A 26,621-nucleotide genomic window follows, 5' to 3' on the forward strand; every position below is an offset into this window, starting at 1 on the left:
ACCGACGAGCCCCAGGGAGTGGCAATGACCGAGCAGAAGGTGGCCGTGGTCACCGGTGCCAGCAGCGGAATCGGCGCGGCGACCGCCCGCCGGCTGGCCGCCGAGGGCTTCGACGTGGTGCTGACCGCCCGCCGCACCGAGCGCGTCGAGGCGCTGGCCAAGGAGATCGCCGAGCGGGGCGGCTCCGCCCGGGCCGTCACCCTGGACGTCACCGACCGGGCCGCGGTGGACGCCTTCGCGGCCGCCGTCGGCCGGGTGGACGTCCTGGTGAACAACGCCGGCGGCGCGATCGGCGCCGAGACCGTCGAGCACGGCGACCCGGCCGACTGGCGGGCCATGTACGAGGTGAACGTGCTCGGCGTGCTGCAGGTGACCCAGGCCCTGCTGCCGGCCCTGCGGGCGACCGGCGACGGCACGGTCCTGGTGCTCTCCTCGACCGCCGCGCTGGCCGCGTACGAGGGCGGCGGCGGGTACGTCGCCGCCAAGCACGCCGCGCACACCATCGCCGCCACGCTGCGGCTGGAGCTGTGCGGGGAGCCGATCCGGGTGATCGAGATCGCCCCCGGCATGGTGAAGTCCGAGGGCTTCGCGGTCACCCGCTTCCGCGGCGACGAGGAGAAGGCCGCCGCGGTGTACGCGGGCGTGGCCGAGCCGCTCACCTCGGAGGACATCGCGGACACCGTGGCGTGGGCGGTCACCCGGCCCTCGCACGTGAACATCGACCTGCTGGTGGTCCGCCCGAGGGCGCAGGCCGCCAACCACAAGGTCCACCGCGACTGAGCCCGGGAACGGGCGGGGAGGGCGCTGACGTGCAGGTGTCAACGTCACAACTTGATAGCTCGTCCGGATGAATTCGGCGCGCGCCCTCCCCAACTGATGACCGCTCAACTACCTTTGAGGCGCTGAACGACCGGCGCTCGCGCGCCCCTCGGCAGCCCCCATCCCACCTGCGCACCACCCCGTTCCACCGGCACCTTCCCGCCCTCACGAGGAGGACCCGCTGGCCAGCGACATCCCGTCACAGCGGCTCGACGTCAGAACAGAGCCGACCCTCCTCGGGCTGCACCGCTTCAACGAAGCCGACGCCGGCGCCGCCGAGGAGGCCCTCCTGGCCTGCTGCGGCAGCCACCGCTGGGCCCTGCGCCTGACCGCGCACCGGCCCTACCCCGACATCGAGTCCCTGCTGGCCGCCGCCAGCGAGGCCTCCTACGACCTCCGACCGGCCGACCTCACCGAGGCCCTGGCGGACGAGAGCTGGATGCCGCAGCCGCTGCTCGGCATGCGGGCTCCCGGCAGCCAGGCCGCCCACACCGCGCTGCGGGCGGCGCACGCCGCGTACGAGGCCCGGTTCGGCCACGTCTTCGTGGTCTGCCTGGAAGGGGTCGCCCCGGAGGAGATGCTCGACACCGTGCTCTCCTCGATCCGCACCCGCCTCGCCAACGACCCGGACGAGGAGCGGCTGATCGCGTCCGACGAACTCCGCCGGATCGCCCTCACCCGACTGGAGCACCTGGTCGCCACCCACCCGGAGACCGCGGCGCGCTGAGCCCGCATCACGCCCCCTCTTCACCCTGCCGGGTGACAACGATCACGAAACCGCCCGGACGAGTGAACCGACCCCGCCGCCGGATCCGACCGCCGCGCCCCGCGCCCACCGACGCGGGGCGCGAGCATGCCGTCACCCATCGTGATGACTCCGGGTTTGGTTCCCGCCCCACTAGGCCAGAAGTGCCTGATTGATCACACCTGGGGCCCCCGGAGGCGGTTCACGACAAGGCGTCGATAGGATGCTGGCGGCCGGTGGACCGTACCCGGCCGGGCTGACCGACACCGAAGCCGGCCGAGCCCCCAATCGCTTCCGGAGGGTTTTTCCGTGCCGGCTGGAACGCTGTACCGCGGCCGGGAAGGCATGTGGAGCTGGGTGGCTCATCGAGTCACCGGCGTCCTCATCTTCTTCTTCCTGTTCGCCCACGTCCTCGACACCGCCCTCGTGCGAGTGTCGCCGGAGTCCTACGACACCGTCATCCAGACGTACAAGACTCCGCTCGTGAACCTGATGGAGTACGGCCTGGTGGCCGCCATCCTGTTCCACGCCCTGAACGGCCTGCGCGTCGTCGCAGTGGACTTCTGGTCGAAGGGCCCGAAGTACCAGAAGCAGATGCTCTGGAGCGTCGTCGGCGTCTGGGTCGTCCTGATGGCCGGTTCCTTCTACGGGATCCTCCAGCACACGCTGATCTCCTGGTTCGGGAAGTGAGCCGAGACATGTCCACGGAATACTCCGACGCCATCGTCGTCCCCTCGAAGCAGGCGCACACCGGCAAGGGACTGGGCACCGGCAACCCGGCCGACGCGTTCGTCATCGAGCCTCCGCGCAAGCGGACCACGAAGACCCCGCGTCGCACCCGCACCAACTTCGAGATGCTGGCCTGGCTCTTCATGCGCCTGTCCGGTGTCGTTCTGGTCGTGCTGATCCTCGGCCACCTGCTGATCATGCTGGTGCTCGACGGCGGCGTCTCCAAGATCGGCTTCGCCTTCGTGGCCGGCCGCTGGGCCTCGCCGTTCTGGCAGGGCTGGGACCTCCTGATGCTCTGGCTCGCCATGCTGCACGGCGCCAACGGCATGCGTCAGGTCATCAACGACTATGCCGAGAAGGACTCGACCCGGCTCTGGCTCAAGGGGCTCATGGGTACCGCCACGGTCTTCACCGTGCTGCTCGGCACCCTGGTGATCTTCACCTTCGACCCCAACATCTGAGCCGCGAGCACCATCGACCATCGGCAGAGGCCAGAGGCGAGTTAACCCCCCATGCAGATTCACCAGTACGACACCGTCATCGTCGGCGCCGGCGGCGCCGGCATGCGCGCGGCCATCGAGTCGACGCAGCGCAGCCGCACCGCCGTCCTGACCAAGCTCTACCCGACCCGGTCCCACACCGGCGCGGCCCAGGGCGGCATGTGCGCCGCCCTGGCCAACGTCGAGGAGGACAACTGGGAGTGGCACACCTTCGACACGGTCAAGGGTGGTGACTACCTGGTCGACCAGGACGCCGCCGAGATCATGTGCAAGGAGGCCATCGACGCCGTCCTCGACCTGGAGAAGATGGGTCTTCCCTTCTCCCGCACCGAGCAGGGCCGGATCGACCAGCGCCGCTTCGGCGGCCACTCCCGCAACCACGGCGAGGCCCCGGTCCGCCGCTCGTGCTACGCGGCCGACCGCACCGGCCACATGATCCTCCAGACGCTGTTCCAGAACTGCGTCAAGCACGGCGTCGAGTTCTTCAACGAGTACTACGTCCTCGACCTGCTGATCAACGAGGGCAAGACGGCCGGCGTCGTCGCGTACGAGCTGGCCACCGGCGAGATCCACGTCTTCCAGGCCAAGTCGGTCGTGTTCGCCTCCGGCGGCACCGGCAAGTTCTTCAAGGTCTCCTCCAACGCCCACACCCTCACCGGTGACGGCCAGGCCCTGGTCTACCGCCGCGGCCTGCCGCTGGAGGACATGGAGTTCTTCCAGTTCCACCCGACGGGCATCTGGCGCATGGGCATCCTGCTCACCGAGGGCGCCCGCGGCGAGGGCGGCATCCTGCGCAACAAGGACGGCGAGCGCTTCATGGAGCGCTACGCCCCCGTCATGAAGGACCTCGCGTCCCGTGACGTCTGCTCCCGCGCGATCTACACCGAGATCCGCGAAGGCCGCGGCTGCGGTCCGGACGGCGACCACGTCTACCTGGACCTGACCCACCTGCCGCCGGAGCAGCTGGACGCCAAGCTGCCGGACATCACCGAGTTCGCGCGCACCTACCTCGGCATCGAGCCCTACACGGACCCGATCCCGATCCAGCCCACCGCGCACTACGCCATGGGCGGCATCCCGACCAACGTCGAGGGTGAGGTCCTGCGCAACAACACCGACATCGTCCCGGGCCTGTACGCGGCCGGCGAGGTCGCCTGCGTGTCCGTGCACGGCGCCAACCGCCTGGGCACCAACTCGCTGCTGGACATCAACGTGTTCGGCCGCCGCGCGGGCATCGCCGCCGCCGACTACGCCAACGCGAACGGCTTCGTCGAGCTGCCCGAGAACCCGGCCGAGAAGGTCCAGGCCCTGGTCGACGGCCTGCGCGAGGGCACCGGCACCGAGTCCGTGGGGCAGATCCGCAAGGAGCTGCAGGAGACCATGGACACCAACGCCATGGTGTACCGCACCGGCGCCACCCTGAAGCAGGCGGTCGAGGACATCGCCGCGCTGAAGGAGCGCTACAAGAACGTCTCCATCCAGGACAAGGGCTTCCGCTACAACACGGACCTCCTGGAGGCCGTCGAGCTGGGCAACCTGCTCGACCTGGCCGAGGTGCTGGCCGTCTCCGCGCTGGCCCGCGAGGAGTCCCGCGGCGGCCACTACCGCGAGGACTTCCCGACCCGTGACGACGTGAAGTTCATGCAGCACACCATGGCGTACCAGGAGGTCGCCGCCGACGGCAGCACCTCCATCCGCCTCGACTACAAGCCGGTCGTCACGACCCGCTACCAGCCGATGGAGCGTAAGTACTGATGAGCACTCCGACCGTGGAGAAGCACTCGGCCGCTCTGGACGCGGTCGAAGCCGGTGCCGTCCAGCCGATCACCGTCACCGTCCGGATCCGCCGGTTCAACCCGGAGGAGCACCCGGACCCGGTGTGGGTCGACTACCAGCTGACGATGGACCCGAAGGAGCGCATCCTCGACGCGCTCAACAAGATCAAGTGGGAGCAGGACGGCACCCTCACCTACCGCCGTTCCTGCGCCCACGGCATCTGCGGCTCCGACGCCATGCGGATCAACGGCCGCAACCGGCTGGCGTGCAAGACCCTGATCAAGGACGTCAACCCGGAGAAGCCGATCACGATCGAGGCCATCAAGGGCCTCACGGTCCTCAAGGACCTGGTCGTGGACATGGACCCGTTCTTCCAGGCGTACAAGGACGTCATGCCGTTCCTCATCACCAAGGGGAACGAGCCGACCCGCGAGCGCCTGCAGTCCGCCGAGGACCGCGAGCGCTTCGACGACACCACCAAGTGCATCCTGTGCGCCGCGTGCACGTCGTCCTGCCCGGTGTTCTGGAACGACGGCCAGTACTTCGGCCCGGCCGCCATCGTCAACGCGCACCGCTTCATCTTCGACTCGCGCGACGAGGGTGCCGAGCAGCGCCTGGAGATCCTCAACGACCGTGAGGGCGTGTGGCGCTGCCGCACCACCTTCAACTGCTCGGAGGCCTGCCCGCGCGGCATCGAGGTCACCAAGGCGATCCAGGAAGTGAAGCGGGCCCTGGTGACCCGCCGCTTCTGATCCCACCCGCCACACCGGAGGCCCCCGCCCGATCCTCGGATCGGGCGGGGGCCTCCGCCGTTCCGTCGTGCCGGGTCAGCGCAGGGCGCCGAGGTCCTTCGGCGCGGACCAGCCGCTGAAGGTCACCAGGTGCCGGTCGGGGGTGACGGCCCACAGGTCGGGCTTGCCGTCCCCGTCACCGTCGCCCGAGCTGCCGAGCGTCGGGTAGGCGGCGGTGGTGAAGCCGGTGGCCACGACGTCCGCCTTCGGGTCGGCGAGGGCGGAGTAGTCGAAGCTGCCGTCGGCCTGCTTCGGGACCGGGTACGCGTGCAGCTCGCCGGTGGCCCGGTCGCGCGCCCAGAGGGCGAGGTTCCCGGCCGCGTCCGGACCGGGGGCGATCAGGTCGTAGCCGGCCCAGTCGCCGGTGGTGGTGAGCTTGCGGGCCTTCGCCCAGCCGTACGCGAAGTCGCCTCCGGCGTGCAGCCAGAGGTTGCCGTCCTCCAGCGTCACCAGCGACGGACCGAAGCCGCCGGCCGCCGGGCCGAACGCGACGATCTGCTCCGCCTTCGACCAGTCGTCGGCGAAGTCCGCCGGGCACGCCGTCTGCGCGCCCGCCCCGTCCACGCAGGTGCTCGGACGCCTGGCGCCGATCATGCTCCCGGAGAACGATCCGTAGTCGGAGTTCCGGTACAGGTAGAGGTAGTCCGACCCGGGCTGGTAGAGGAAGAGGTCGTCCGAGGACGGCGCGTGGTCGTTCGACCAGCCGCGGTGGATGACCTGGTACGACGCCCAGCCGTTGTGATCGGGCGAGGCGAGCGCCCGGATCGTCGCGTTGGGGGTGGTGTCGGACGCGTTCACGCCGATGTACTGCAGATTGCCCTGCGCGTCGGGCAGCAGGATGTCCGCAACACCGTCCCCGTCGACGTCGCCGAAGGTCTTCGGCGGGTTGGGGTTCGAGGGGGCGTAGAAGGTGAAGGACGCGTTGGCGACGTTGCTCACGTTGTCCAGCACCTGGACGTTGAGCGTGTTGGTGCCCCACCGCAGGACCTTGAGGTCGAGCGTCACCGTCCCGTCGGCGGCCGGCTTGACCGCGTTCCGCGAGTCGCAGCCGCCCACGCCGAGGTAGTCGAAGCCGTACCGGACACAGGCGACGCCGGAGCCCGCGCCACCGGTCGGGGCCTGGTCGGCGGTCTTGATGACGAAGGTCGCCTTCTGGCCCGCGTACTTGGTGGCTGGACCGCCGTCCGGGAAGTCCGGCGAGGAGACCGTGGCGGTCGGCGGGGTGGTGTCCAGCGTGAAGCGGCAGTCCGCCGACGGGGCGGAGGCCTGCTGACCCTGGAGGGCCCAGGCGTGCCAGGCGTAGCTGTGCCCGTCCACCAGACCGCGGACCACGGTCTTGGCCTGCTGGGCGTAGGCCTGGGCCTCGTCGGTGAACACCGGGTCGGTGCCCGTGGTCTCGTCCCTGACGGCGAACCGGGCGCCGGTGCCGGCGACGTTCGCGGTGAGCGTCGGGCCGTAGTTGGTCCAGCCGACCCAGCCCGGAGCGGTGGTCGAGTCGCAGGCCTCGCTGCGGTAGTCGCCACCCTGGCTGGTGCCGAGGACGGCCGGCGCCGTGTCGGCCACGGCCGCCGTGGGCGTGGTCAGCAGACCCGCGGCCACGGCGGCCGCGGCCACCCCGCCGAGTCTGCGCACGTACGTGTTCCTCATCGAATCCCCACCCCTGGTGTCGTCCTGTAGCTCTTCTGTGCGAGCCGTGAGGATCTTGCCAGTGGGGTCCGACCGAGGCAACGGGGATTTTCAGTCGGTGGCCGGGGTGCGGCGGGTGGCGCGCAGGCCGCGCAGGCCGATGGCGCCGACCGCGATGCCGAGGGCGAAGGAGGTGACGGCGAGGAGGAGGTGGACCCAGAAGAAGGCGGTGGGCTGGGAGTGGTCGCCGTTGGTGAACGCCTGGCCGCCGGAGTCCTTCCAGAGGTTCTTCACGAAGGTCGTCCAGATGATGATCGACCAGACCCCGAAGGCGGTCAGGAACCAGGAGGTGCGACGGCTGAGCTTCATGGGGGTCCTCGGCTTGTGAAGGCGGTGTGCGTCCCCAGTATGCGCGGGCCGCCGATCGGCGTACGGCGGGCCCCTCCTGCGGAGGACGGGCTCCGGGGGGAGGGCAGCGGGAGCCCCGAGTGGGTACGGTCAGCTGGTGCCCACACCCCGACTCACGTTCGCGCGCCTGTGCGCCGCGGTCACCGCGGCCCTCCCGGTCCTGCTCGCCGCCCCGGCGGGCGCGACCCCGCAGCAGCCGCCCCCGTCGGCCGCGGTCGGCGGCGAGCGGCTCGGGCTCCCCGGGGTCCAGGTCGCCCCGATGGCGGGTGCCCCGCCGCTGCCCTCCGACCTCACCGGCCAGTCCTGGATAGTCTCCGACGCGGCGTCGGGCGACGTGCTGGCGGCCAGCAACCCGCACCTGCGGCTGCCCCCGGCGAGCACCCTGAAGATCCTCTTCGCGGACACCGTGCTGCCCAAGTTCGACCGCAACGCGGTGCACCGGGTGGCCGACGAGGAGATCCAGGGGATCGGCCCCGGCAGCAGCCTGGTCGGCATCAAGGAGAACCTGGACTACCGGGTCGAGGACCTGTGGCGCGGGGTGTTCCTGAGCTCCGGCAACGACGCGGTGCACGTCCTGTCGCACATGAACGGCGGCGTCCAGCAGACCGTCACCGAGATGCAGGCGCGCGCCGACGCGCTCCAGGCCCGGGACACCAGGGTGATCTCCCCGGACGGCTACGACATGGACGGCCAGGTCTCCTCGGCCTACGACCTGTCGCTGTTCGCCCGGGCCGGCCTGCGCAACGCGGACTTCCGGACGTACTGCGCCACCCGGGACGCGATGTTCCCGGGCGCCGTCGACCGGAACACCGGCCAGCGCGGCAGTTTCGGGATCGCCAACACCGACCGGCTGCTGGGCAAGTACCCCGGCCTGATCGGGGTGAAGAACGGCACCACCACCAACGCCGGCTCGACCTTCGTCGGCGCCGCCGAGCGCGACGGCCGCACCCTGCTGGTGACGGTGATGCACCCGGCCGGCTACCAGCGGGTGTACGACGAGACGGCCGCCCTGCTGGACTGGGGCTTCGCCGCGGCCGGCAAGGTCCAGCCGGTCGGCAGGCTGGTCGACGAGCTCCCGCCCGCCGGCGCCGAACCGACCGGCCAGGCCGGCGGCGCCGAGGGCACGCCCGCACCGCCGCCGCACCCCGCGGCCACCACCGCCCCGACGGCGGCGATGGGCACGCGCGGCGGGCTCGGCCTCGGCGGCTGGTCGGCCGTGGTGCTGGCCGGGGCCGCGGCCGGGTACGGCTCGCTGGTGCTGCTGCGGCGCCGCTCCGCCGGCTGACCCGCCGACGGGTGGGAGGGCTCGGCCTCAGTCCCGGGGCCGGGCCCTCCCCTCGCCCTCGCCCTCCCCGTTCTCCTGCTCCTTCTCCTTCTTCCGCTGCTCGGCCCGGGCGGCCCGCTCCGCCGCGTCCGCCTCCGCCGCCGCCTCCGCCTCGTCGGCCGCCTCCAGCAGCGCCCGCCCGTGCGCCCTGGTCCGGTCCCGGGCGGCCACCGGGTCGGCCGTCGCCGTCCAGGCCACGCAGTACATCAGCAGCCGGGAGACGAAGTTGATCCACAGCAGCAGCGCCACCGGGGTGGCGAACGCCCCGTACAGGCTCCGTCCGGCGACCGAGCCCAGGTAGGAGGCGAGCAGCAGCTTCAGCAGTTCGAAGCCGACCGAGCCGATCAGCGCGGCCTGCACCAGGTCCCGCCGGCGCTGGTCGGTGATCCCGGGGAAGGGCGCCAGCAGGTAGGCGAAGAGCAGCATGTCGCACGCTATGGCGATCAGCACGCCGACCGCGGTCAGCAGGTACCCGCTGTTGAGGCCGATCGCGTCGGCGATCCGGCCGGCGAGCGTGGTGCCGGCGGCGGAGGTGGCCAGCGAGAACAGCGACACCAGGCCGAGGCCGGCCAGCACCGCCACGTCCCACCCCTTGCGCAGGACCGGGTTGCCCTCCTCCTGGGGCAGCTGCCACAGGTCGCGGATCGAGGTGCGCATGGTGTCCACCCAGCCGAGGCCGGAGACCAGCAGCAGCGCCCCGCCGACCAGTCCGACGGTGCCCGCGTTGGCCACCAGGGCGGGCAGGTTGAGCGCGTCCGAGAGCCCCGGCAGCTGGTCGGAGATGTGCTCCTGCAGCTCGTGGACCCGGCTGTCGCTCAGCGTCGCGGCGGCGACCGCCAGGCCCACCGTGAGCAGCGGGAAGAGCGCGAGGAAGCCGAAGAAGGTGACGGCGCCGGCCAGCCGGTTGCCCCGGGCGGCGGAGAAGTACTCGTACACCCGGTACGGGCGGCTGCGCAGCACCCGGGCCACGAGCGGGCCGACGACCGGCAGGCGGGTCAGGAAGTCCACCTACCGGTTATAGCCGGTCCGTCCCCCGAACGGGCGTCAGTTCGCGCTCAGCGCTTGACGAGTCGCCGGGCCTTGGCGAGGGCCCGGACGGCCTGGTAGGCCCCGTAGCGGCCGTGGCTGAGCAGCTCGGTGCGCACGCCGTCCACGCCGGCCGGCGGCCGGTAGCCGGCCGGGCGCAGCCGGGCGCAGTGCTCGGCGGCCCGGCGGAAGTACTCGCGGCGGTCGCCGGGCGGGACCCGGCCGGGCTTGGAGACCACGGTGTTGAGGTGGTGCAGCATCCGGCCGTAGACGACCGGGCGCCAGCGGTCCAGGTCGGGGCGGCCGTCGAGGAAGGCGAAGACCAGGTCGTACTGGGCGAACACGTCGAAGTGCTTGCGGCTGGCGGTGGCCAGGATGTTGCCGCCCTCCTGGCGCTGGCGGTAGTGCACGCCGACCTGGTCGAGCAGGGTGATCCGGGCGGCGGCGAGCAGCGCCGGGTACGTCCAGGGGGTGTCCTCGTAGTAGCCGGCCGGGAAGACCAGCCGCTGCTCGGTGACGAAGTCACGGCGGTAGGCCTTGTTCCAGACGACCTGGAGCAGGTCGAGCAGGTCGGGGCAGGCGTCGAGGTCGAAGACGTCCGGGGAGGCGGCGCCGAAGACGTGCGCGGAGGCGGCCCGGGTGATCCGGCCGTCGGCGTAGGTGCGGGCGTAGTCGTAAACCAGGATGTCCGGGTCACCCGTGGCGGTGAGCCGCTCGTCGATGCTCTTCAGCAATCCGGGGGTCAGCGTGTCGTCGCTGTCGAGGAAGACCACGTACTCCCCGGTGGCGACCTCCAGGCCGGCGTTGCGGGCCCGGCCGAGGCCGACGTTCTGCGGCAGGTGCAGCACCCGGACCCGGGCGTCGGCGGCGGCGGCCCCGTCCAGGATCGCGCCGCAGCCGTCCGGGGAGCGGTCGTCCACCGCGATCAGTTCGACGTCCGGGCCGTCCTGGCCGAGCACCGAATCGAGGCACTCGGCGAGGTAGTCCTGGACCTGGTACACGGGGACGATCACGCTGAAACGGGACACGGACCCAGCGTAGTGGTCCCCGGGTGGGCGAGGTCCCCGGAGGTAGGATCGGGGGCGCACGTACGCACCGATCCAAGTGCGGTCAGACCCCGTACGGGCTGCCACGCTCCTCCAGAGAAAGGCCTGCGTAGCCGATGGCTCCCCGCCTCTCCATCGTCGTCCCGATCTACAACGTCGAGCGCTACCTCGTCGAATGCCTCGACTCGATCGCCGCCCAGACCTTCACGGACTTCGAGTGCGTCATGGTCGACGACGGTTCGAAGGACGGCAGCGCGGCGCTCGCCGAGGCGTACGCGGCCCAGGACTCCCGGTTCCGGCTGGTCCGGCAGGTGAACAAGGGCCTCGGCGCGGCCCGCAACACCGGCATCCGGCACATCGACCCGGACTCCGAGTTCCTCTGCTTCGTGGACAGCGACGACTCGATGCCGCCGAGCGCGTACGAGCTGATGATCAACACGCTGGACGAGACCGGCTCGGACTTCTGCACCGGCAACGTGCTGCGCTTCCGCGCCGTGGGCTACTACCAGTCCGGCGGCCACCTGAAGCCGTTCAAGGAGACCAGGCTCAAGACCCACATCACCGAGATCCCGGCGCTGGTCACCGACCGCACCGCGTGGAACAAGGTGTACCGCCGCTCGTTCTTCGACGCGGCCGGCCTGCTCTACCCCGAGGGCATCCTCTACGAGGACGCGCCGGTCAGCGTGCCGCACCACTACCTGGCCAAGAGCGTGGACGTGCTCTCCGAGCCGATCTACCACTGGCGCGAGCGCGAGGTCGGCGAGATGTCGATCACGCAGATGCGCACCAACCCCAGGGGCCTGATCGACCGGGTCGCCTCGGTCGAGCTGGTCCGCGCCTGGCTGACGAAGCAGACCGAGCCGCGCTTCGCCGAGTACCTGCGCTCCTACGACGAGAACACCCTCGTCGAGGAGATCCCGATGTTCTTCTCGTCCCTCGTCGAAGGGGACAAGGAGTACCGGGACGCCTACCTCCAGCACGTCGGCCGGCTGCTCCGGTCGATCGGCGCCGAGCACGTCGCCCGGCTGCGCGCACCGCTGCGGCTGAAGTACCACCTGACCCTGTCCGGCCGGATGGACGAGCTGGTCGAGCAGATCACGTACGAGCGCGAGAGCGGCGGCGGTGTCCAGGCCCGCGGCCTGCTGCGCCCGTACGCCGACTACCCGTTCCTGCGCGGCGGGCGCAAGAGCGTGCCGGCCGGGGTGCTCAAGCTGGACAACTCGCTGGTGATCCGCAGCCGGCTGTACCGCAGCACCTGGGAGGACGGGAAGCTCCGGCTGACCGGGCACGCGTACCCGGAGCAGCTGGGCGCCGCCGGCAAGCACGACATGGTCCGCACCCTGGTGCTGCGCGAGGCCAAGGGCCGCCGGGTCATCGCGGTGCCGATGCGGACGACGTACAGCCCCGAGGCCACCGCGAGCTGCCACCACGACCTGTACAGCTGCGACTGGTCCGGCTTCACCGTGGCCATAGACCCGAAGAAGCTGAAGCACCGCGGCCAGTGGAAGGACGGCAACTGGCGCCTCCTGGTGGCCGGCGCGGGCAAGGGCGGGGTCTACAAGGGCCGGATCTCGGCCGGGTGGAGCGACAGCGCGCTGTACCTCCCGTCGCACTGGGTCGAGCCGGACGTGCGGATCGTGCCGTGGATCCGGGACAACTTCGTCTACCTCCGGGTGGAGACGGTCAAGGCCCGGGTGACCGGCCTGGCCGCCCACGGCGACCGGCTGGAGGTCTCGGGCGCGGCCCGCTCCGGCCCGAGCTTCGCCGGGGCGCGGCTGCGGCTCACCCACACCGAGTCGGACCGCCACCTGACCTTCCCGCTGGAGCTGGGCGCTCCGGTCGGCTCGCTCCAGCCGTTCACCGCGGCCTTCCCGGTCGCCGAGCTGACCGCCGTCCGCGAGGCCTGGGCCGAGCTGGACCCGGTGGCCGCCGAGCGCAGCCGCGACCACTGGGACGGCGCGCTGCTGCTGGCCGACGGCAGCACCGTCCAGCTGGCCTGGGACGACCGCAACGCGCCCGAGCGGCTGCACCTGGCGCTGAACCCGCAGGCCCCGGTCGCCGAGCGCCGGGCGCTCTACTCCAAGCCCTCCCCCCACGGGCACCTCCAGTTCACCGACCAGGTGCTCCAGCCGCTGGTGGACGAGGTGTCCTCGCGCGGCGCCGACGGCTTCCTGCTGAGCGGCTCGTTCCCGCTGCCCGGCGCGCACCGCTGGGAGCTGGTGGTCCGTCACGAGTGGCGCGAGGAGGAGCACGCCTACCCGGTGGAGATCTCCGACGGCCGCTTCCGCACCGCGCTGCCCGCCGTGCCGACGGCCTCCTTCGCCGGCCGGGTGCCGCTCTCCCGGGGCACCTGGAACGTCGTCTTCCGCCCGGTCGGCGTGCCGGTGCCCGAACTGCCGGACGCCGCCGCGCTGGTGGCCCCGGACTGCTTCGACGTCCTGCCGGTCGAGGTGGAGTCCCGCGGCAAGCGGATACTGCTGGAGCGCCGCGACCACGACGCCCTGTCGTTGGAGTCGCACTCGGTGCTGCTGCCCGAGGAGGGGGCCCGCTACCGCCAGCGCCAGCTGCAGAGCGTGGACTACCCGGCCGCCCGCCGGCTGCCGGTGCGCGACACGGTGCTGTACCACACCGGCAAGTACGGCACGTACTCCGGTTCGCCCCGGGCGGTGCACGAGGAGCTGGTCCGCCGCGGCCTGCCGCTGGAGCACCTGTGGGGCAACGACGACATGCAGGCCGAGCTGCCGCAGAGCGCGACCGCGCTCCGGTACCGCAGCCCGGAGTGGTACGAGGCGCTGGCCACCGCCAAGTACGTCGTGGCCAGCACCCACCTGCCCGACTTCTTCGTCCGCCGCCCCGACCAGGTGGTCGTCCAGACCTGGCACGGCACTCCGCTGAAGCAGATCGGCTTCGACTTCGAGAAGGTCTGGTTCACCGACTCCAAGTACCTCAGGAGCCTGGCCCGGGAAGTCCCGAACTGGAGCCTGCTGGTGGCCGGCAACCGCTGGTCGGCCCCGGTGCTGCGGCGCGCCTTCGACTTCAAGGGCGAGATCCTGGAGAGCGGTTCGCCCCGCAACGACCTGCTGTTCGCGACCGACCGGGAGAAGACCGCCGAGCAGGTCCGGGAGCGGCTCGGCCTGCCCGAGGGCAAGAAGGTCGTGCTCTACGCGCCGACCTGGCGCGAGGACCGGCGCCGGCCGCAGGACGGCTACCAGATCGACCTGCGGATCGACCTGGCGGCGGCCAGGGCCGCGCTCGGCGACGACCAGGTGCTGCTGGTGCGCCGGCACCACCTGATGTGCGGCCAGATCCCGGGCGCCGGCAACGGCTACATCTGGGACGTCGGCACCTACCCCGACATGGCGGAGCTGCTGCTGATCGCCGACGTCCTGGTGACCGACTACTCGGCGAGCGCGTTCGACTTCGCGTCGACCGGCAAGCCGATCGTGTTCTTCACCTACGACCTGGAGCACTACCGCGACAACCTGCGCGGCTTCAGCCTGAACTTCGAGGCCGAGGCGCCCGGCCCGATGCCGGCCACCTCCGAGGAGCTCCTCTCCGTGCTCGGCCGGGTGGACGAGGTCGCGGCCGAGTACGCGGACCGGGCCGCCGCGTTCCGCGAGGCGTACTGCGACCTGGACGACGGCAAGGCCTCCATCCGGGTGGTCGACGCGATGCTCCGCAAGGAGTAGCCCCCGCGCACGATCCGGCGGGCGCCCGGCACCGATCGGTGCCGGGCGCCCGTGCGCTTCCGGAGCCGGATCCGGAAACGACCGGAAAACCGATTTCGAATGTCGAACCGGCGTTCCCGAAAAAGCATTCCCCGGGGCATTCGAAAAAGCGTGCAATTGACCCCGGCGCCATTTCTGGATGGGATGTGGATCTCCCTCCCGAAGGGCTCCCACCGCCATGCCTGTGCTCACCCGGCTGGTCCTGCCGCACGCCGCCCCCCGGGTGGCCGCCGACCACCCCGCCGCCGACGAGGACGTCGCCTTCGGCCTGCTGCGCGCCCGCTGGCACGGCCGCGGCCTGGAGCTCACCGGCTTCGCCCGCCCGGACGGCCAGGACACCGGCCGGCCCGGCTCCGCCTGGACCTGGCTGACCCTGCGCCACCAGAACCGCTCCCAGCCGCCGCTGCACCTGCGCTCCCGCCCCCGCCGGATGCCCGAGGTCACCGACGACAGCGCCCAGTCCGAGCACAACCACGACTGGTCCGGCTTCACCGCCCTGATAGCCCCCGGCCGGCTGCGCCGCGGGGGCCACTGGCTGCTCGGCGACTGGCGGATCGAGGCCACGCTCTTCACCCGCCCCCGCCCCGCCCGGGTGCGCCGCCGGTACGGCGCCCTCGCCCCGTACTGGTGCGGGTCCGGCGAGTACCCGCCGGCCCACTGGGTGGACCACGACGTCCGGCTCCAGCCGTTCTTCGCCGACGGCCGGCTGCACCTGCGGCTGGAGCGCCCGGCCGTCCTGGTCACCCGGGCCGCCCCCGCCCCCGACGGCCTGGACCTGGACGGGGTCGCCGACACCTGCCCCTCCGGCACCGTGCTGCGGCTACGCCACCGGGAGAGCGACGCGGTGGTCGAGCGGCCGCTCGCCCGAACCGGCAACACCTTCACCGTCCGGGTGCCGTACCGGCCGTTCACCGCCGACGGGCGGGGCGGCGGCCGGCTGGAGCACTGGGACGCCGAACTGCTGTACCCCGACGGCGCCGCCGTGCAGCCCTGCCTCGACGAGCGCGGCGGCCCGGTGGCCGGCCAGCACCCGCTGCCCGGCGCCCCGGACCGGGTGCTCTACCTCAAGCACCTCGCCGACGGCCGGCTCCAGCTCTGCGTCCAGCCCGCGGCCGGCCTGGTCGACCGGATCGCCGTACGGGACGGCGGCTTCGAGCTGTCCGGCCACTGCCCGGGCCCGGCCTCGGCACTGGAGCTGGTGCTGCGCCACCCCGGCTCCGCGAGCGAGGTCCGCACCCCGGTCGGCACCGGCCCGGACGGCCGCTTCCGGGCCCGGGTGCCCGCCACCCGGACCGGCTCGGACGGCGTCGCGCTGCCGCTGCGCAAGGGCGTCTGGGAGGCCGCGCTGGAGCCGGTCGGCCGCCCCGGGGACGGCCGGCCGCTGCTCGCCGCCCCCGGCGCGCTGACCGCCGTCCCCGCCGCCACCACCGCCGGCGGCAAGCGGATCCTGCTGCAACGCCGGTGGCACGACACCCTGGTGGTGGACTCCACCCCGGTGCTCACCGCCACCGAGCGCAGCGCCTGGACCCAGCACCGGCTGCGCACCGAGCGCTACCCGGCCGCCCGCCGCGCGCCGCTGCGCGAGGCGGTGCTGTACGACGTGTTCGGCGGCCGCGGCTACGCCGACTCCCCGCGCGCGGTGCACGCCGAACTCGCCCGCCGGGACGGCCGGTTGGAGCACCTGTGGGTGGTCGACGACGCCCAGGCCGCGCTGCCGCCCGGAGTCGTCCCGGTGCGGAGCTGGAGCCCGGAGTGGTACCGCGCGCTGGCCACCTGCCGGTACCTGGTCGGCAACACCCACTTCCCGGACTTCCTGGAGCGCCGCCCCGGCCAGGTCGTCGTGCAGACCTGGCACGGCTCCCTGCTGAAGCGGATCGCCCACGACGTCGAGAGCCCCTGGCTGGCCGACCGCGGCTACCTGCGGGCGCTCGACCGGGAGACCCCGCAGTGGAGCCTGCTGCTCTCCCCCAGCCCGTTCGCCACCCCGATCCTCCGGCGCGCCTTCCGCTACGGCGGCGAGCTGCTGGAGTCCGGCTACCCGCGCAACGACGTGCTCGCCCGCCCGGACCCGCGGGCCGCCGCGACCGTCCGCCGCCGGCTCGGCGTCCCCGAGGGCCGGCGGATCGTGCTGTACGCGCCGACCTGGCGCGAGGACCAGCAGCGCGGCGACGGCGACGGGTTCCGGCTCGACCTGCGGCTGGACCTCGGCCACGCGCGGCGCCTGCTCGGCGCGGACCACGTGCTGCTGGTCCGTCCGCACGCGCACGTCCGCGAGCCGCTGCCGGGCGCCGGTGACGGCTTCCTGTACGACTGCGGGGACTATCCCGACCCGCAGGAACTGCTGCTGGTCGCGGACGTGCTGGTGACCGACTACTCGTCGATCATGTTCGACTTCGCCATCACCGGCCGCCCGATGTACTTCTTCACCTACGACCTGGAGCACTACCGCGACACCCTGCGCGGCTTCTCCTTCGACTTCGAGTCGAACGCCCCCGGCCCGCTGGTGCCCACGTCGGCCGAACTCCTCGGCGCGCTGCGCGAACTGGCCGACGGCGACGGCGGACCGCCGCCCGGCTACGCCGAGCGCTACCGGCGCTTCCGGGCCGAGCACTGCGCGCTGGACGACGGCGGCGCGGCCCGCCGGGTGGTCGACCGGATGCTCGAACTCGGCGGCCGGGGAGGGCTAGGACACCCCCTCGGACACGCCCCGGAGCACACCCCGGTTCACCCGAACGGGTAGCTCCGCCAGGGCCGCCAGACCTCGTCCGCGTCGAAGCGGGAGAGGCCGAAGCCCGGCACCGGGAAGTCCGCCCGGAAGCCGCGCGCCTGCTCGTACGCCTGGTCCAGCACGTCCTCCGGCAGACCGTGGGCGACCGTCACGTGCGGGTGGTACGGGAACGCCAGCTCGCGGGCCAGCGGGCCGGAGCGGATGTCCGCCTCCAGCAGCCGGCACTCCTGCGCGCCCTCCTCGACCCGGACGTACACCACCGGGGAGACCGGGCGGAAGGTCCCGCTGCCGCGCAGCAGCATCCGGAACGGCCGGTGCGCGGCCGCCACCGCCGCCAGGTGCTCCTCGATCTTCGGCAGCTCCCCCGCGGGCACCTCGGTCGGCGGCAGCAGGGTGACGTGCGTGGGTATCGACCGGGCCAGCGGGTCGCCGTGCCCGGCCCGGTCGTCCTGGATCGCCGTGCCGTACGGGTCCGGGACGCTCACGGACACGCCGATGGTGACGACCTCGGGGAGGCCGTCACCACCGGGCAGGCGTGTGAGGGGATTCACCGCTTGGCGGCCGGGAGGAAGCCGATCCGGTCGTACACCGTCTCCAGCGTCACCGACGCCACCTCGCGGGCCTTCTCGGCGCCGATCGCCAGCACCCGGTCCAGCTCGGCCGGGTCGTCCAGGAACAGCCGGGTGCGCTCCTGGAAGGGGGTGACCCACTCGGTGAACAGCTCGGCCAGCTCGGTCTTCAGGGCGCCGTACATCTTGCCCTCGAAGTGCGCGACCAGCTGCTCGACCGACTGGCCGCTGAGCGCGGAGTGGACGCGCAGCAGGTTGGAGACGCCCGGCTTCCCCTCCTCGTCGTAGGACACGACGGTGCCGGTGTCGGTGACGGCGCTCTTGAACTTCTTGGCGCTGGCCTTCGGGTCGTCCAGCAGGCTCACCAGGCCCTTGGGCGAGGAGGCCGACTTGCTCATCTTGACGGCCGGGTCCTGGAGGTCCTGGATCTTCGCCGTCTCCTTGAGGATGTACGGCTTCGGCACCGTGAGGGTCCGGCCGTAGCGGGTGTTGAAGCGCTCGGCGATGTCGCGGGTGATCTCCACGTGCTGGCGCTGGTCCTCGCCGACCGGGACGGCGTCGGCCTGGTAGAGCAGGATGTCCGCGATCTGGAGGATCGGGTAGGTGAACAGGCCGACCGTGGTGCCCTCGGCGCCGTACCGGGAGGACTTGTCCTTGAACTGGGTCATCCGCGAGGCCTCGCCGAAGCCGGTGAGGCAGTTCATCACCCAGGCGAGCTGCGCGTGCTCGGGCACGTGCGACTGGACGAACAGCGTGCAGTGGTCCGGGTCCAGGCCCGCGCCGAGCAGCTGGGCGGCGGAGACCCGGGTGTTCTCGCGCAGCGTCGCCGGGTCCTGGGGCACCGTGATCGCGTGCAGGTCGACGACCATGTAGAAGGCGTCGTTGTCCTTCTGCAGGTCGACCCACTGGCGCACCGCGCCCAGGTAGTTGCCGAGGTGGAACGAGCCGGAAGTGGGCTGGATGCCGGAGAGCACCCGGGGACGGTCCTTGACCGGACCAGTGACCGCTGCGTTGACCATGCGGGCCATTCTTCCAGTTCCACCGACCGCTCAGGAAACCTCCGCCCCCGCGGGCTCGGCCAGTGTGACCGCACTCACCCCCACCCGGGCGATCCGCCGGCCCTCGACCTTGGCCACCGTCAGCAGCACCCCGCCGCCCCCCTCGACGGGCACCCGCACCTGGTCGCCGTCCCGGGGCAGCCGGCCGAGCGCGGCGACCAGGCAGCCGGCCACCGTCTCGTACGGGCCCTCGGGCAGGGTGACGCCGGTCTCCTCGGCGAAGTCGCCGAGGTTGAGCAGACCGTCCAGCTCCATGCCGCCGCCGGCCAGCCGCCGGGTGGGGGCGGCCGCCGGGCTGTCGTACTCGTCCCGGATCTCGCCGATCACCTCCTCGACCAGGTCCTCCAGGGTGACGATCCCGGCGGTGCCGCCGTACTCGTCCACCACGATGGCCAGGTGGTGGCCCTCCCGGCGCATCTCGCCCATCGCCTCCAGCACCCGCTTGGTGCCGGGCAGCAGCTTCACCGGGCGGGCCAGGTCACGGACCTTGACGGCCTGCTCGCCGCGCGCGCCGTACAGGTCGCGGACGTGGACGAAGCCGACCACCGCGTCGGCGCTGCCCTCGACCACCGGGTAGCGCGAGTGCGGCGAGGTGTCGGCCTGGTGCCGGACGGCGGCCAGCGGGCGCTCGGCGTCCAGGAAGGTCACCTCGGTGCGCGGGACCATCACCTCGCGCAGCTGGCGCTCCCCGGCGGAGAACACGTCGGCGATCAACGCCCGTTCGTCGCTTCCGAGTTCGGTGTTGGCGGCGACCAGGCCGCGCAGCTCCTCGGAGCTCATCGAGCCGCGGCCCGCGGTCGGGTCGCCGCCGAGCAGCCGGACCATCAGGTTGGTGGAGTGGCCGAGCAGCCAGATCACCGGCCGCAGCACCACCGACATCACGTCCACCACCGGGGCGGCGACGACCGCGATCGACTCGGCGCGCTGCAGGCCGATCCGCTTGGGGGTCAGCTCGCCCAGCACCAGCGAGGCGTAGCTGATCACCAGGGTGAGGCCGACCAGGGCCACCGCGGCGGCCACGCCCTCGGACAGCCCGGCCCGGACGAACAGCGGGGCGACCTTGCCGGCCAGGGTGTCCGCACCGAAGGCGGCGGACAGGAAGCCCATGCAGGTCACCCCGACCTGGACGGCGGCCAGGAAGCGGTTGGGGTCGGCGGCCAGGTGCGCGGCCCGGGCGGCGCGGCGGGTGCCGTGTGCCTCCAGCGTCCGGATCTGGCCCTCGCGCAGCGAGATCAGCGAGATCTCGGCGACGTTGAACAACCCGCCCAGCAGGATGAAGACGAGGACGAGCGCGGCGTCCCCGAGTGTTTCGTTCACAGCGGGCCAGTGTAGGACGGCCGGTACCGGCCGGGGCCGGACACGACGGCGGAGCACCGACTCGGACACCGCCGCGGAACCCGGGCCCGCACGACGGCGGAGCCCGGTCCGGACACGGCGGCGGCCCGCCGCTTCCGGGGAGGAAGCGGCGGGCCGCCGGTGGAGCCGTGCGGGGCGGGCTCAGATGAGGCCCAGCTCCTGGACCGCGTCGCGCTCCTCGGTCAGCTCCTTGACCGAGGCGTCGATGCGGGCGCGCGAGAAGTCGGAGATCTCCAGGCCCTGGACGATCTCGAACCTGCCGTCCTTGGTGGTGACCGGGAAGGAGGAGATCAGGCCCTCCGGAACGCCGTAGGAGCCGTCGGAGACGACACCCATGGAGGTCCAGTCGCCCTCGGCGGTGCCGTTGACCCAGGTGTGCACGTGGTCGATGGCGGCGTTGGCGGCCGAGGCGGCCGAGGAGGCGCCACGGGCCTCGATGATGGCGGCGCCGCGCTTGGCGACGGTCGGGATGAAGTCGTTCTCCAGCCAGGCCAGGTCGCTGCCGACGGCCTCGAAGGCCGGCTTGCCGGCGATCTCGGCCTGGAAGACGTCCGGGTACTGGGTCGCGGAGTGGTTGCCCCAGATGGTGACGCGCTTGATGTCCGAGACCAGGGCGCCGGTCTTGGCGGACAGCTGGCCGACGGCGCGGTTGTGGTCCAGGCGGGTCATCGCGGTGAAGCGCTCGGCCGGGACGTCCGGGGCGTTGCGCTGGGCGATCAGGGCGTTGGTGTTGGCCGGGTTGCCGACGACCAGGACCTTGATGTCGTCCGCGGCGTGGTCGTTGATGGCCTTGCCCTGCGGGCCGAAGATGCCGCCGTTGGCCTGCAGCAGGTCGCCGCGCTCCATGCCCGCGGTGCGCGGACGGGCGCCGACCAGCAGCGCGACGTTGGCGCCGTCGAAGGCCTCGTTCGGGTTGTCCGTGATGGTGATGTCGCGCAGCAGCGGGAAGGCGCAGTCGACGAGCTCCATGGCGGTGCCCTCGGCGGCCTTGAGGCCCTGCGGGATCTCCAGGAGGCGCAGGTTCACCGGCACGTCGGCGCCGAGCAGGTGGCCCGAGGCGATGCGGAAGAGCAGCGCGTAGCCGATCTGGCCGGCCGCGCCGGTGATGGTGACGTTGACGGGGGTGCGGGTCATTTCTACCTTCTCCAGCAAATCGCCAGGCGCCCCAGGCACACCGGCACTGGAGCCAGGATGATCTCTCTCGACGTCGAGAGACCGGCGTCAGGTTATCGCAAAGGGAAGCGTACGCCTGGTGTCCCGGCGTGGCTGATGCGTCACAGAAGAAAGGCGGCCCCCGCCCGGGCCCTGGATTTCCATGGCGTCGGGCGGGGGCCGTCACGGGCCGCGGATCAGTGCCGGGGCCGGCCCATCAGCTGGCCGATGTTGTCGAGCAACGGGATCTGCACCCACGGGTTCGGCTGCGCCACCAGGGTCAGCAGCACGATCGAGAGGCCCAGGAAGCTCAGCACGATCACGTCGGTGAAGCGGCTGCGCACCGCCAGCATCCCGACCTCGGGCAGCACCAGCCGCAGCACCGCGCCGAGCAGCACGCCGCCGCCGAGGATCAGCAGCCCGTACTTGAAGCCGTCCTTGAAGTCGGCGAACCAGGTGACCGCGAGGCCGGCGCCGACGACCAGCAGGACGAGCGTGATCGGCCACTGCCGGACCGGCAGGGCGTGATCGCGTCCGAGGGCCGCGGCCGAGCCCTCGGGCGGCAGGGTGCCGGTGGTCTTGACCGGCCTGCGGCGGGACCGGGCCGATCGCGGTTCAGTCATGCTCGCCGTCCCTGGGGTGTCAGATGCCGGCGCGGCGCTCGGCCGCCTCGACGATGTTGTTGAGCAGCATCGCGCGGGTCATCGGGCCCACGCCGCCGGGGTTCGGGGAGATCCAGCCGGCCACCTCGGCCACCCCCGGGTGCACGTCGCCGACGATCTTGCCCTCGCTGCGGCTGACGCCCACGTCCAGCACCGCCGCGCCCGGCTTGACGTCCTCCGGCTTGACCAGGTGCGGCACGCCGGCGGCGGCCACGATGATGTCGGCCTTGCGCAGGTGGGCGCCGAGGTCCCGGGTGCCGGTGTGGCACAGGGTGACGGTGGCGTTCTCGCTGCGGCGGGTCAGCAGCAGGCCGATCGAACGGCCGACGGTGATGCCGCGGCCGACCACGACCACCTCGGCGCCGTTGATCTCGACGTCGTGGCGGCGCAGCAGCTCGACGATGCCGAGCGGGGTGCACGGCAGCGGGCCGTCGATGCCCAGGGCGAGCCGGCCGAGCGAGGTCGGGTGCAGGCCGTCGGCGTCCTTGTCCGGGTCCATCAGCTCCAGGACCGGGTTCTGGTCCAGGCCCTTGGGCAGCGGCAGCTGGACGATGTAGCCGGTGCAGGTCGGGTCGGCGTTGAGCTCGCGGACGACGTTCTCCACGTCCTCCTGGGTGGCGGTGGCGGGCAGCTCGCGCTGGATCGAGGCGATGCCGACCTCGGCGCAGTCCTTGTGCTTCCCGTTCACGTACCAGCGGCTGCCCGGGTCGTCGCCGACCAGGACGGTGCCGAGGCCGGGCGTGACGCCCTTCGCCTTGAGGGCCGCCACGCGGGCGGCGAGTTCGGACTTGATCGCGGCGGCGGTGGCCTTGCCATCGAGAATCTGGGCAGTCATGACCCCATTCTCCCGGATCGCCGGGGGTCTCCGTACCGAGGGCGTCCGACCGCTCGGGCCGCGGTTCCGGGGGTGGCCGGGCCGGGGAACGGGCGCCCGGCCGGGCGGGGGAACAGCCGGGGGAACCGGCGGGTGAACGGACGGGTACGAAGGTCCACCGCACATTGCGGTTGCGCCACAGTCTCGGCGCGGCACGCGGAACCGGCTGGACAGGGCGCCGTCGTCCGGATGACGATAAGCGCATTCCCGCCGCGAACCGGCCCGGTGACGGGCCGACGGACCCGCGGTGGGGCGTACCCGGGGGAAAGAGCCAGTGAGCCGACCAGAGCAGAGCCAGCAGTCCGACCGCGGGGGCACCGTCCCGCCCGCACCGCACCCGTCGGCTGCCTCGCGCCCCTGACGCTCACCACGCTGCCGAGCCGCGGCGCCCGTCACCGCCGCCGGGCTGTCACCCCGCTCGGCTAACGTCCCCTTCGGCCGGTGACCCTTGTCACCGGTCGGCACCGGGCCGTCAGCGTCCCGTCCCCGCGTCCCCGTAACTGCCCGGAGGCATCCATGAGTTACCCGCCCGACCCGAACAACCCGTACGGCCAGCCGCAGGCCGCCCCGGGCTACGGCTACCCGCAGCAGGCCCCGCCGCCGCAGGCCGCCCCGGGCTACGGCTACCCGCAGGCCGCCCCGGCCTACGGCTACGCGCCGATGGCCCCGCCGTCCATGCCGGGCCTGGTGACCACCGCCCGCGTGCTGCTGTTCATAGTCGGCGGCGTGCAGACGCTGCTCGCGATCCTCTACATGGTCATCGGGGCGGTCGCCAAGGACGCCACCAACGCCACCCGGGCCGCGAGCGAGGACAACCCGTTCACCGCGCTGGGCGACGCCGCCGCCGGCGTCCTGATCGTCGTCGCCGTGCTGTTCGGCCTGTTCGCCGCGCTCTCCATCACGCTCGGCGCGAAGTTCGGCAAGGGCGGCAACGCCGTCCGGGTCACCACCATCGTGTACGGCTCGCTCGGCGCCCTGATCGGCCTGCTGATCCTGCTGGGCGCCATCACCGGCGGCACCGCGGTCGGCCTGGTCATGGCCCTGCTCTGGCTGGCGATCAGCATCATCTGGATCACCGCCATGTGCGTCCAGGACGGCGTCAACTGGTTCAACCGGCCGCGGTACTGACCGGCCCGCAGGACACGCCGGAGCGGCCCGGCTCCCTCCTCGGAGGGGGCCGGGCCGCTCTGTCGTTCCGTCACACCGTCACGCCGGCGGCGGGATCAGTGGAAGAAGTGCCGCGCGCCGGTGAAGTACATGGTCACGCCGGCCTCGGCGGCCGCCGCGACGACCTCCTCGTCACGGATCGAGCCACCGGGCTGGACGATCGCCTTGACGCCGGCCGCGATCAGGATCGCCGGACCGTCCGCGAACGGGAAGAAGGCGTCCGAGGCCGCGTAGGCGCCCTTGGCGCGCTCGCCGGCCCGCTCGACCGCGAGCTTGCAGGAGTCCACCCGGTTGACCTGGCCCATGCCGACGCCGACCGAGGCGCCGTCCTTGGCCAGCAGGATCGCGTTGGACTTGACGGCCCGGCAGGCCCGCCAGGCGAAGGCCAGCTCGGCCAGCTCGGCCGCGGTCAGCGCCTCGCCGGTGGCGAGGGTCCAGTTCGCCGGGTCGTCGCCCTCGGCGTGCACCCGGTCGGCGTCCTGGAGCAGCACGCCGCCGGAGACCGGGCGCACCTCCTGGCGGTTGGCCGGGGCCTCGGGGGCGAGCAGCACCCGCAGGTTCTTCTTGCGGGTGAGCACCTCCAGGGCGCCCTCCTCGTAGCCGGGGGCCACGACGACCTCGGTGAAGATCGGGGCGATCTGCTCGGCCAGCGCCACGGTGACCGGGCGGTTGACGGCGATGACGCCGCCGTACGCGGAGACCGGGTCGCACTCGTGGGCCTTGCGGTGCGCCTCGGCGACGTCGGCGCCGGTCGCGATGCCGCACGGGTTGGCGTGCTTGATGATCGCGACGGCCGGCTCGGCGTGGTCGTAGGCGGCGCGGCGGGCGGCGTCGGTGTCGACGTAGTTGTTGTACGACATCTCCTTGCCGTGCAGCTGCTGCGCGCCGGCCAGGCCGCCGGTGCCGTCGCTGTACAGCGCGGCGCCCTGGTGCGGGTTCTCGCCGTAGCGCAGCACGTTCTGGCGCTCCCAGGTGGCGCCGAGGAACTCGGGGAAGCGCTCGTCGCTGGGCGCGTAGCCGGCCTCGAACCAGGAGGCGACGGCCACGTCGTAGGCGGCGGTGTGGGCGAACGCGGCACCGGCCAGGCGCTTGCGGGTGGCCAGGTCGAAGCCGCCCTCCTGGGCGGCCTTCAGCACGTCGCCGTAGCGGGCCGGGTCGACCACCACGGCCACCGAGGGGTGGTTCTTGGCGGCGGCGCGCACCATGCTCGGGCCGCCGATGTCGATCTGCTCGACGCACTCGTCCGGGGTGGCGCCGGAGGCGACGGTGGCCTTGAACGGGTAGAGGTTCACCACGACCAGGTCGAAGGGCTCGACGCCGAGCTCGGCCAGCTGGGCGCGGTGCGACTCCAGCCGCAGGTCGGCCAGCACGCCGGCGTGCACGCGGGGGTGCAGCGTCTTCACGCGCCCGTCCAGGCACTCCGGGAAGCCGGTCAGCTCGGAGACCTCGGTCACCGGGACGCCGGCGGCGGCGATCCGGCCGGCGGTGGAGCCGGTGGAGACGATGGCGACCCCGGCGGCGTGCAGGCCCTGGGCCAGCTCCTCCAGACCGGTCTTGTCGTACACGCTGATCAGCGCGCGACGGATCGGACGAACGTTCTCCGAAACGGGCGTGGTGGTGGAGCTGGCACTCATGCCGGAATCCATACCTTTCGGTCCTCGATGCGGTGACCCTCGCGGGCCAGCCGGCCCACGATGTCGACGAGCAGCTTGCGCTCGACAGTCTTGATGCGCTCGTGCAGCGCTTCGCCGCCATCGGCGTGGTCGGCGTCGACGACCTCGACGACGCCCTGCGCGATGATCGGCCCGGTGTCCACGCCGGAGTCGACCAGGTGGACGGTGCAGCCGGTGACCTTCACCCCGTACGCGAGCGCGTCGGTGACGCCGTGGGCGCCGGGGAAGGCGGGCAGCAGTGCGGGGTGGGTGTTGACGATCCGCCCGGTGAAGGCGGCGATGAACTCGGGGCCGAGGATCTTCATGAAACCGGCCGTGACCACCAGGTCCGGCTGGTACTCGGCGACGGAGGCGGTCAGCGCGCGGTCCCAGGCGGCCCGGTCCGGGTGGTCCTTCACCCGGTGGACGAAGGTCGGCAGGCCCGCCTTCTCCGCCCGCTCCAGACCGGCGATCCCGTCCCGGTCCGCACCGACGGCGAGGATCTCGGCGCCGTACGCCGGATCGGCGGCGGCCTCGATCAGCGCCTGCAGGTTGGTGCCGGAGCCGGAGACCAGCACGACCAGGCGGGCCGGTCCGGGCGTACGGGGCGGGAAGTGCTGGGCGGGGGCGGCGGCCACTGCGCGTTTCTCCGTAGGTCGGGCGCCGTCCGCTGGTACGTCCACCGGCGGTGGGGCCACTACGAACGGCAGGTCGAGCGAGGGGGAACTCCGGGGAAACCCGCCGCGACGCGGGCCCGGGGGAACCTCTGTGGGCTGCTGACCGTCACCACGATAACGGCTGGTCGGACGGCCTCCGCACCCTCCCGGCGGCGCTACGCGCGTAGTTGAGACGGGGATCTCCTCCGGCCCGCCGCACCGGAGTTGC

22 protein-coding genes are annotated in these 26,621 nt (G+C 72.4%); 10 read left to right on the forward strand and 12 right to left on the reverse strand.

Annotated elements, in window-relative coordinates:
- Positions 1–24: 24 nt before the first annotated feature.
- The 6 genes from AMK13_RS22820 (at position 25) to AMK13_RS22845 (ending at position 5,321) form a co-directional block, all read left to right on the forward strand.
- Positions 25–780, forward strand: a complete 756-nt coding sequence (locus AMK13_RS22820; RefSeq protein WP_074003918.1) for an SDR family oxidoreductase — start codon at positions 25–27, stop codon at positions 778–780.
- A gap of 280 nt (positions 781–1,060) precedes the next feature.
- The gene (locus AMK13_RS22825; protein ID WP_049649185.1) at positions 1,061–1,546 is read left to right on the forward strand and encodes a 2-oxo-4-hydroxy-4-carboxy-5-ureidoimidazoline decarboxylase; all 486 of its coding nucleotides are present in this window, start codon (positions 1,061–1,063) and stop codon (positions 1,544–1,546) included.
- Between the two features lie 327 nt (positions 1,547–1,873).
- On the forward strand, positions 1,874–2,254 hold the full coding sequence (gene sdhC, locus AMK13_RS22830) for a succinate dehydrogenase, cytochrome b556 subunit (protein ID WP_074003919.1): 381 nt from the start codon (positions 1,874–1,876) through the stop codon (positions 2,252–2,254).
- Between the two features lie 8 nt (positions 2,255–2,262).
- On the forward strand, positions 2,263–2,754 hold the full coding sequence (sdhD, locus tag AMK13_RS22835; RefSeq protein ID WP_049649183.1) for a succinate dehydrogenase, hydrophobic membrane anchor protein: 492 nt from the start codon (positions 2,263–2,265) through the stop codon (positions 2,752–2,754).
- A gap of 51 nt (positions 2,755–2,805) precedes the next feature.
- The gene (sdhA, locus tag AMK13_RS22840) at positions 2,806–4,548 is read left to right on the forward strand and encodes a succinate dehydrogenase flavoprotein subunit (protein ID WP_049649182.1); all 1,743 of its coding nucleotides are present in this window, start codon (positions 2,806–2,808) and stop codon (positions 4,546–4,548) included.
- Positions 4,548–5,321 carry a succinate dehydrogenase iron-sulfur subunit gene (locus AMK13_RS22845; protein ID WP_049649181.1) on the forward strand — a complete coding sequence of 258 codons (774 nt, stop codon included), beginning with the start codon at positions 4,548–4,550 and terminating at the stop codon, positions 5,319–5,321. The genes sdhA and AMK13_RS22845 overlap by 1 nt, the downstream gene beginning before the upstream one ends.
- Before the next feature lie 75 nt (positions 5,322–5,396).
- On the opposite strand, the gene AMK13_RS22850 is transcribed toward AMK13_RS22845, so the two are convergent.
- Both AMK13_RS22850 and AMK13_RS41155 read right to left on the reverse strand, forming a co-directional pair.
- Entirely contained in the window at positions 5,397–7,007 is a 1,611-nt protein-coding gene (locus tag AMK13_RS22850; protein WP_143204608.1) for a hypothetical protein, read from the reverse strand.
- 90 nt (positions 7,008–7,097) lie between these two features.
- On the reverse strand, positions 7,098–7,355 hold the full coding sequence (locus AMK13_RS41155) for an SCO4848 family membrane protein (RefSeq protein WP_049649180.1): 258 nt from the start codon (positions 7,353–7,355) through the stop codon (positions 7,098–7,100).
- A 136-nt stretch (positions 7,356–7,491) separates the two neighbouring features.
- On the opposite strand from AMK13_RS41155, the gene AMK13_RS22855 reads away from it, so the two are divergent.
- Entirely contained in the window at positions 7,492–8,679 is a 1,188-nt protein-coding gene (locus AMK13_RS22855) for a D-alanyl-D-alanine carboxypeptidase family protein (protein ID WP_241853002.1), read from the forward strand.
- A gap of 27 nt (positions 8,680–8,706) precedes the next feature.
- Here AMK13_RS22855 and AMK13_RS22860 read toward each other — a convergent pair whose 3' ends face one another.
- Together AMK13_RS22860 and AMK13_RS22865 are read right to left on the reverse strand one after the other, a co-directional pair.
- Complete coding sequence (locus tag AMK13_RS22860; protein WP_074003921.1) at positions 8,707–9,726, reverse strand: YihY/virulence factor BrkB family protein; 1,020 nt, start codon at positions 9,724–9,726, stop codon at positions 8,707–8,709.
- A gap of 47 nt (positions 9,727–9,773) precedes the next feature.
- Complete coding sequence (locus AMK13_RS22865; RefSeq protein ID WP_107418824.1) at positions 9,774–10,772, reverse strand: glycosyltransferase family 2 protein; 999 nt, start codon at positions 10,770–10,772, stop codon at positions 9,774–9,776.
- Between the two features lie 134 nt (positions 10,773–10,906).
- On the opposite strand from AMK13_RS22865, the gene AMK13_RS22870 reads away from it, so the two are divergent.
- The gene (locus tag AMK13_RS22870) at positions 10,907–14,479 is read left to right on the forward strand and encodes a bifunctional glycosyltransferase/CDP-glycerol:glycerophosphate glycerophosphotransferase (RefSeq protein ID WP_074003923.1); all 3,573 of its coding nucleotides are present in this window, start codon (positions 10,907–10,909) and stop codon (positions 14,477–14,479) included.
- A gap of 217 nt (positions 14,480–14,696) precedes the next feature.
- On the forward strand, positions 14,697–17,258 hold the full coding sequence (locus AMK13_RS22875) for a CDP-glycerol glycerophosphotransferase family protein (RefSeq protein ID WP_143204609.1): 2,562 nt from the start codon (positions 14,697–14,699) through the stop codon (positions 17,256–17,258).
- On the opposite strand, the gene AMK13_RS22880 is transcribed toward AMK13_RS22875, so the two are convergent.
- The 6 genes from AMK13_RS22880 to AMK13_RS22905 form a co-directional block, all read right to left on the reverse strand.
- Positions 17,243–17,731, reverse strand: a complete 489-nt coding sequence (locus AMK13_RS22880; RefSeq protein ID WP_241853003.1) for a 2'-5' RNA ligase family protein — start codon at positions 17,729–17,731, stop codon at positions 17,243–17,245. The two genes, AMK13_RS22875 and AMK13_RS22880, sit on opposite strands and share 16 nt — an antisense overlap.
- A 62-nt stretch (positions 17,732–17,793) precedes the next feature.
- Positions 17,794–18,834: a tryptophan--tRNA ligase gene (trpS, locus tag AMK13_RS22885; RefSeq protein WP_049654802.1), complete on the reverse strand. Its 1,041-nt coding sequence runs from the start codon at positions 18,832–18,834 to the stop codon at positions 17,794–17,796.
- A gap of 30 nt (positions 18,835–18,864) precedes the next feature.
- Positions 18,865–20,190, reverse strand: coding sequence for a hemolysin family protein (locus tag AMK13_RS22890; RefSeq protein ID WP_049654801.1), 1,326 nt, complete (start codon positions 20,188–20,190; stop codon positions 18,865–18,867).
- A 180-nt stretch (positions 20,191–20,370) separates the two neighbouring features.
- Entirely contained in the window at positions 20,371–21,363 is a 993-nt protein-coding gene (locus AMK13_RS22895; protein WP_074003925.1) for a malate dehydrogenase, read from the reverse strand.
- Positions 21,364–21,578: 215 nt separating this feature from the next.
- A complete protein-coding gene (locus tag AMK13_RS22900) occupies positions 21,579–22,004 on the reverse strand; it encodes a DUF3017 domain-containing protein (RefSeq protein WP_049654793.1) in 426 nt (141 codons plus the stop codon).
- 19 nt (positions 22,005–22,023) lie between these two features.
- On the reverse strand, positions 22,024–22,878 hold the full coding sequence (locus AMK13_RS22905; RefSeq protein ID WP_049654792.1) for a bifunctional methylenetetrahydrofolate dehydrogenase/methenyltetrahydrofolate cyclohydrolase: 855 nt from the start codon (positions 22,876–22,878) through the stop codon (positions 22,024–22,026).
- 555 nt (positions 22,879–23,433) lie between these two features.
- On the opposite strand from AMK13_RS22905, the gene AMK13_RS43660 reads away from it, so the two are divergent.
- Entirely contained in the window at positions 23,434–24,045 is a 612-nt protein-coding gene (locus AMK13_RS43660) for a hypothetical protein (RefSeq protein WP_049654791.1), read from the forward strand.
- A 95-nt stretch (positions 24,046–24,140) separates the two neighbouring features.
- On the opposite strand, the gene purH is transcribed toward AMK13_RS43660, so the two are convergent.
- Both purH and purN read right to left on the reverse strand, forming a co-directional pair.
- The gene (gene purH, locus AMK13_RS22915; protein WP_074003926.1) at positions 24,141–25,718 is read right to left on the reverse strand and encodes a bifunctional phosphoribosylaminoimidazolecarboxamide formyltransferase/IMP cyclohydrolase; all 1,578 of its coding nucleotides are present in this window, start codon (positions 25,716–25,718) and stop codon (positions 24,141–24,143) included.
- Positions 25,715–26,374, reverse strand: coding sequence for a phosphoribosylglycinamide formyltransferase (gene purN, locus AMK13_RS22920; protein ID WP_049654788.1), 660 nt, complete (start codon positions 26,372–26,374; stop codon positions 25,715–25,717). The genes purH and purN overlap by 4 nt, the downstream gene beginning before the upstream one ends.
- Between the last annotated feature and the right edge of the window lie 247 nt (positions 26,375–26,621).

It is taken from the genome of Streptomyces sp. CB02056 (assembly GCF_001905545.1).
Lineage (GTDB): Bacteria > Actinomycetota > Actinomycetes > Streptomycetales > Streptomycetaceae > Kitasatospora.

Excerpts from the sequence above, each read along its gene's own strand:
- AMK13_RS22820 (WP_074003918.1), top strand. The coding sequence starts at position 25 with ATGACCGAGCAGAAGGTGGCCGTGGTCACCGGTGCCAGCAGCGGAATC.
- sdhD (WP_049649183.1), top strand. The coding sequence starts at position 2,263 with ATGTCCACGGAATACTCCGACGCCATCGTCGTCCCCTCGAAGCAGGCG.
- sdhA (WP_049649182.1), top strand. The coding sequence starts at position 2,806 with ATGCAGATTCACCAGTACGACACCGTCATCGTCGGCGCCGGCGGCGCC.
- AMK13_RS22845 (WP_049649181.1), top strand. The coding sequence starts at position 4,548 with ATGAGCACTCCGACCGTGGAGAAGCACTCGGCCGCTCTGGACGCGGTC.
- AMK13_RS22850 (WP_143204608.1), bottom strand. The coding sequence starts at position 7,007 with ATGAGGAACACGTACGTGCGCAGACTCGGCGGGGTGGCCGCGGCCGCC.
- AMK13_RS41155 (WP_049649180.1), bottom strand. The coding sequence starts at position 7,355 with ATGAAGCTCAGCCGTCGCACCTCCTGGTTCCTGACCGCCTTCGGGGTC.
- AMK13_RS22870 (WP_074003923.1), top strand. The coding sequence starts at position 10,907 with ATGGCTCCCCGCCTCTCCATCGTCGTCCCGATCTACAACGTCGAGCGC.
- AMK13_RS22875 (WP_143204609.1), top strand. The coding sequence starts at position 14,697 with ATGCCTGTGCTCACCCGGCTGGTCCTGCCGCACGCCGCCCCCCGGGTG.
- trpS (WP_049654802.1), bottom strand. The coding sequence starts at position 18,834 with ATGGTCAACGCAGCGGTCACTGGTCCGGTCAAGGACCGTCCCCGGGTG.
- AMK13_RS22895 (WP_074003925.1), bottom strand. The coding sequence starts at position 21,363 with ATGACCCGCACCCCCGTCAACGTCACCATCACCGGCGCGGCCGGCCAG.
- AMK13_RS22900 (WP_049654793.1), bottom strand. The coding sequence starts at position 22,004 with ATGACTGAACCGCGATCGGCCCGGTCCCGCCGCAGGCCGGTCAAGACC.
- AMK13_RS22905 (WP_049654792.1), bottom strand. The coding sequence starts at position 22,878 with ATGACTGCCCAGATTCTCGATGGCAAGGCCACCGCCGCCGCGATCAAG.
- AMK13_RS43660 (WP_049654791.1), top strand. The coding sequence starts at position 23,434 with ATGAGTTACCCGCCCGACCCGAACAACCCGTACGGCCAGCCGCAGGCC.
- purH (WP_074003926.1), bottom strand. The coding sequence starts at position 25,718 with ATGAGTGCCAGCTCCACCACCACGCCCGTTTCGGAGAACGTTCGTCCG.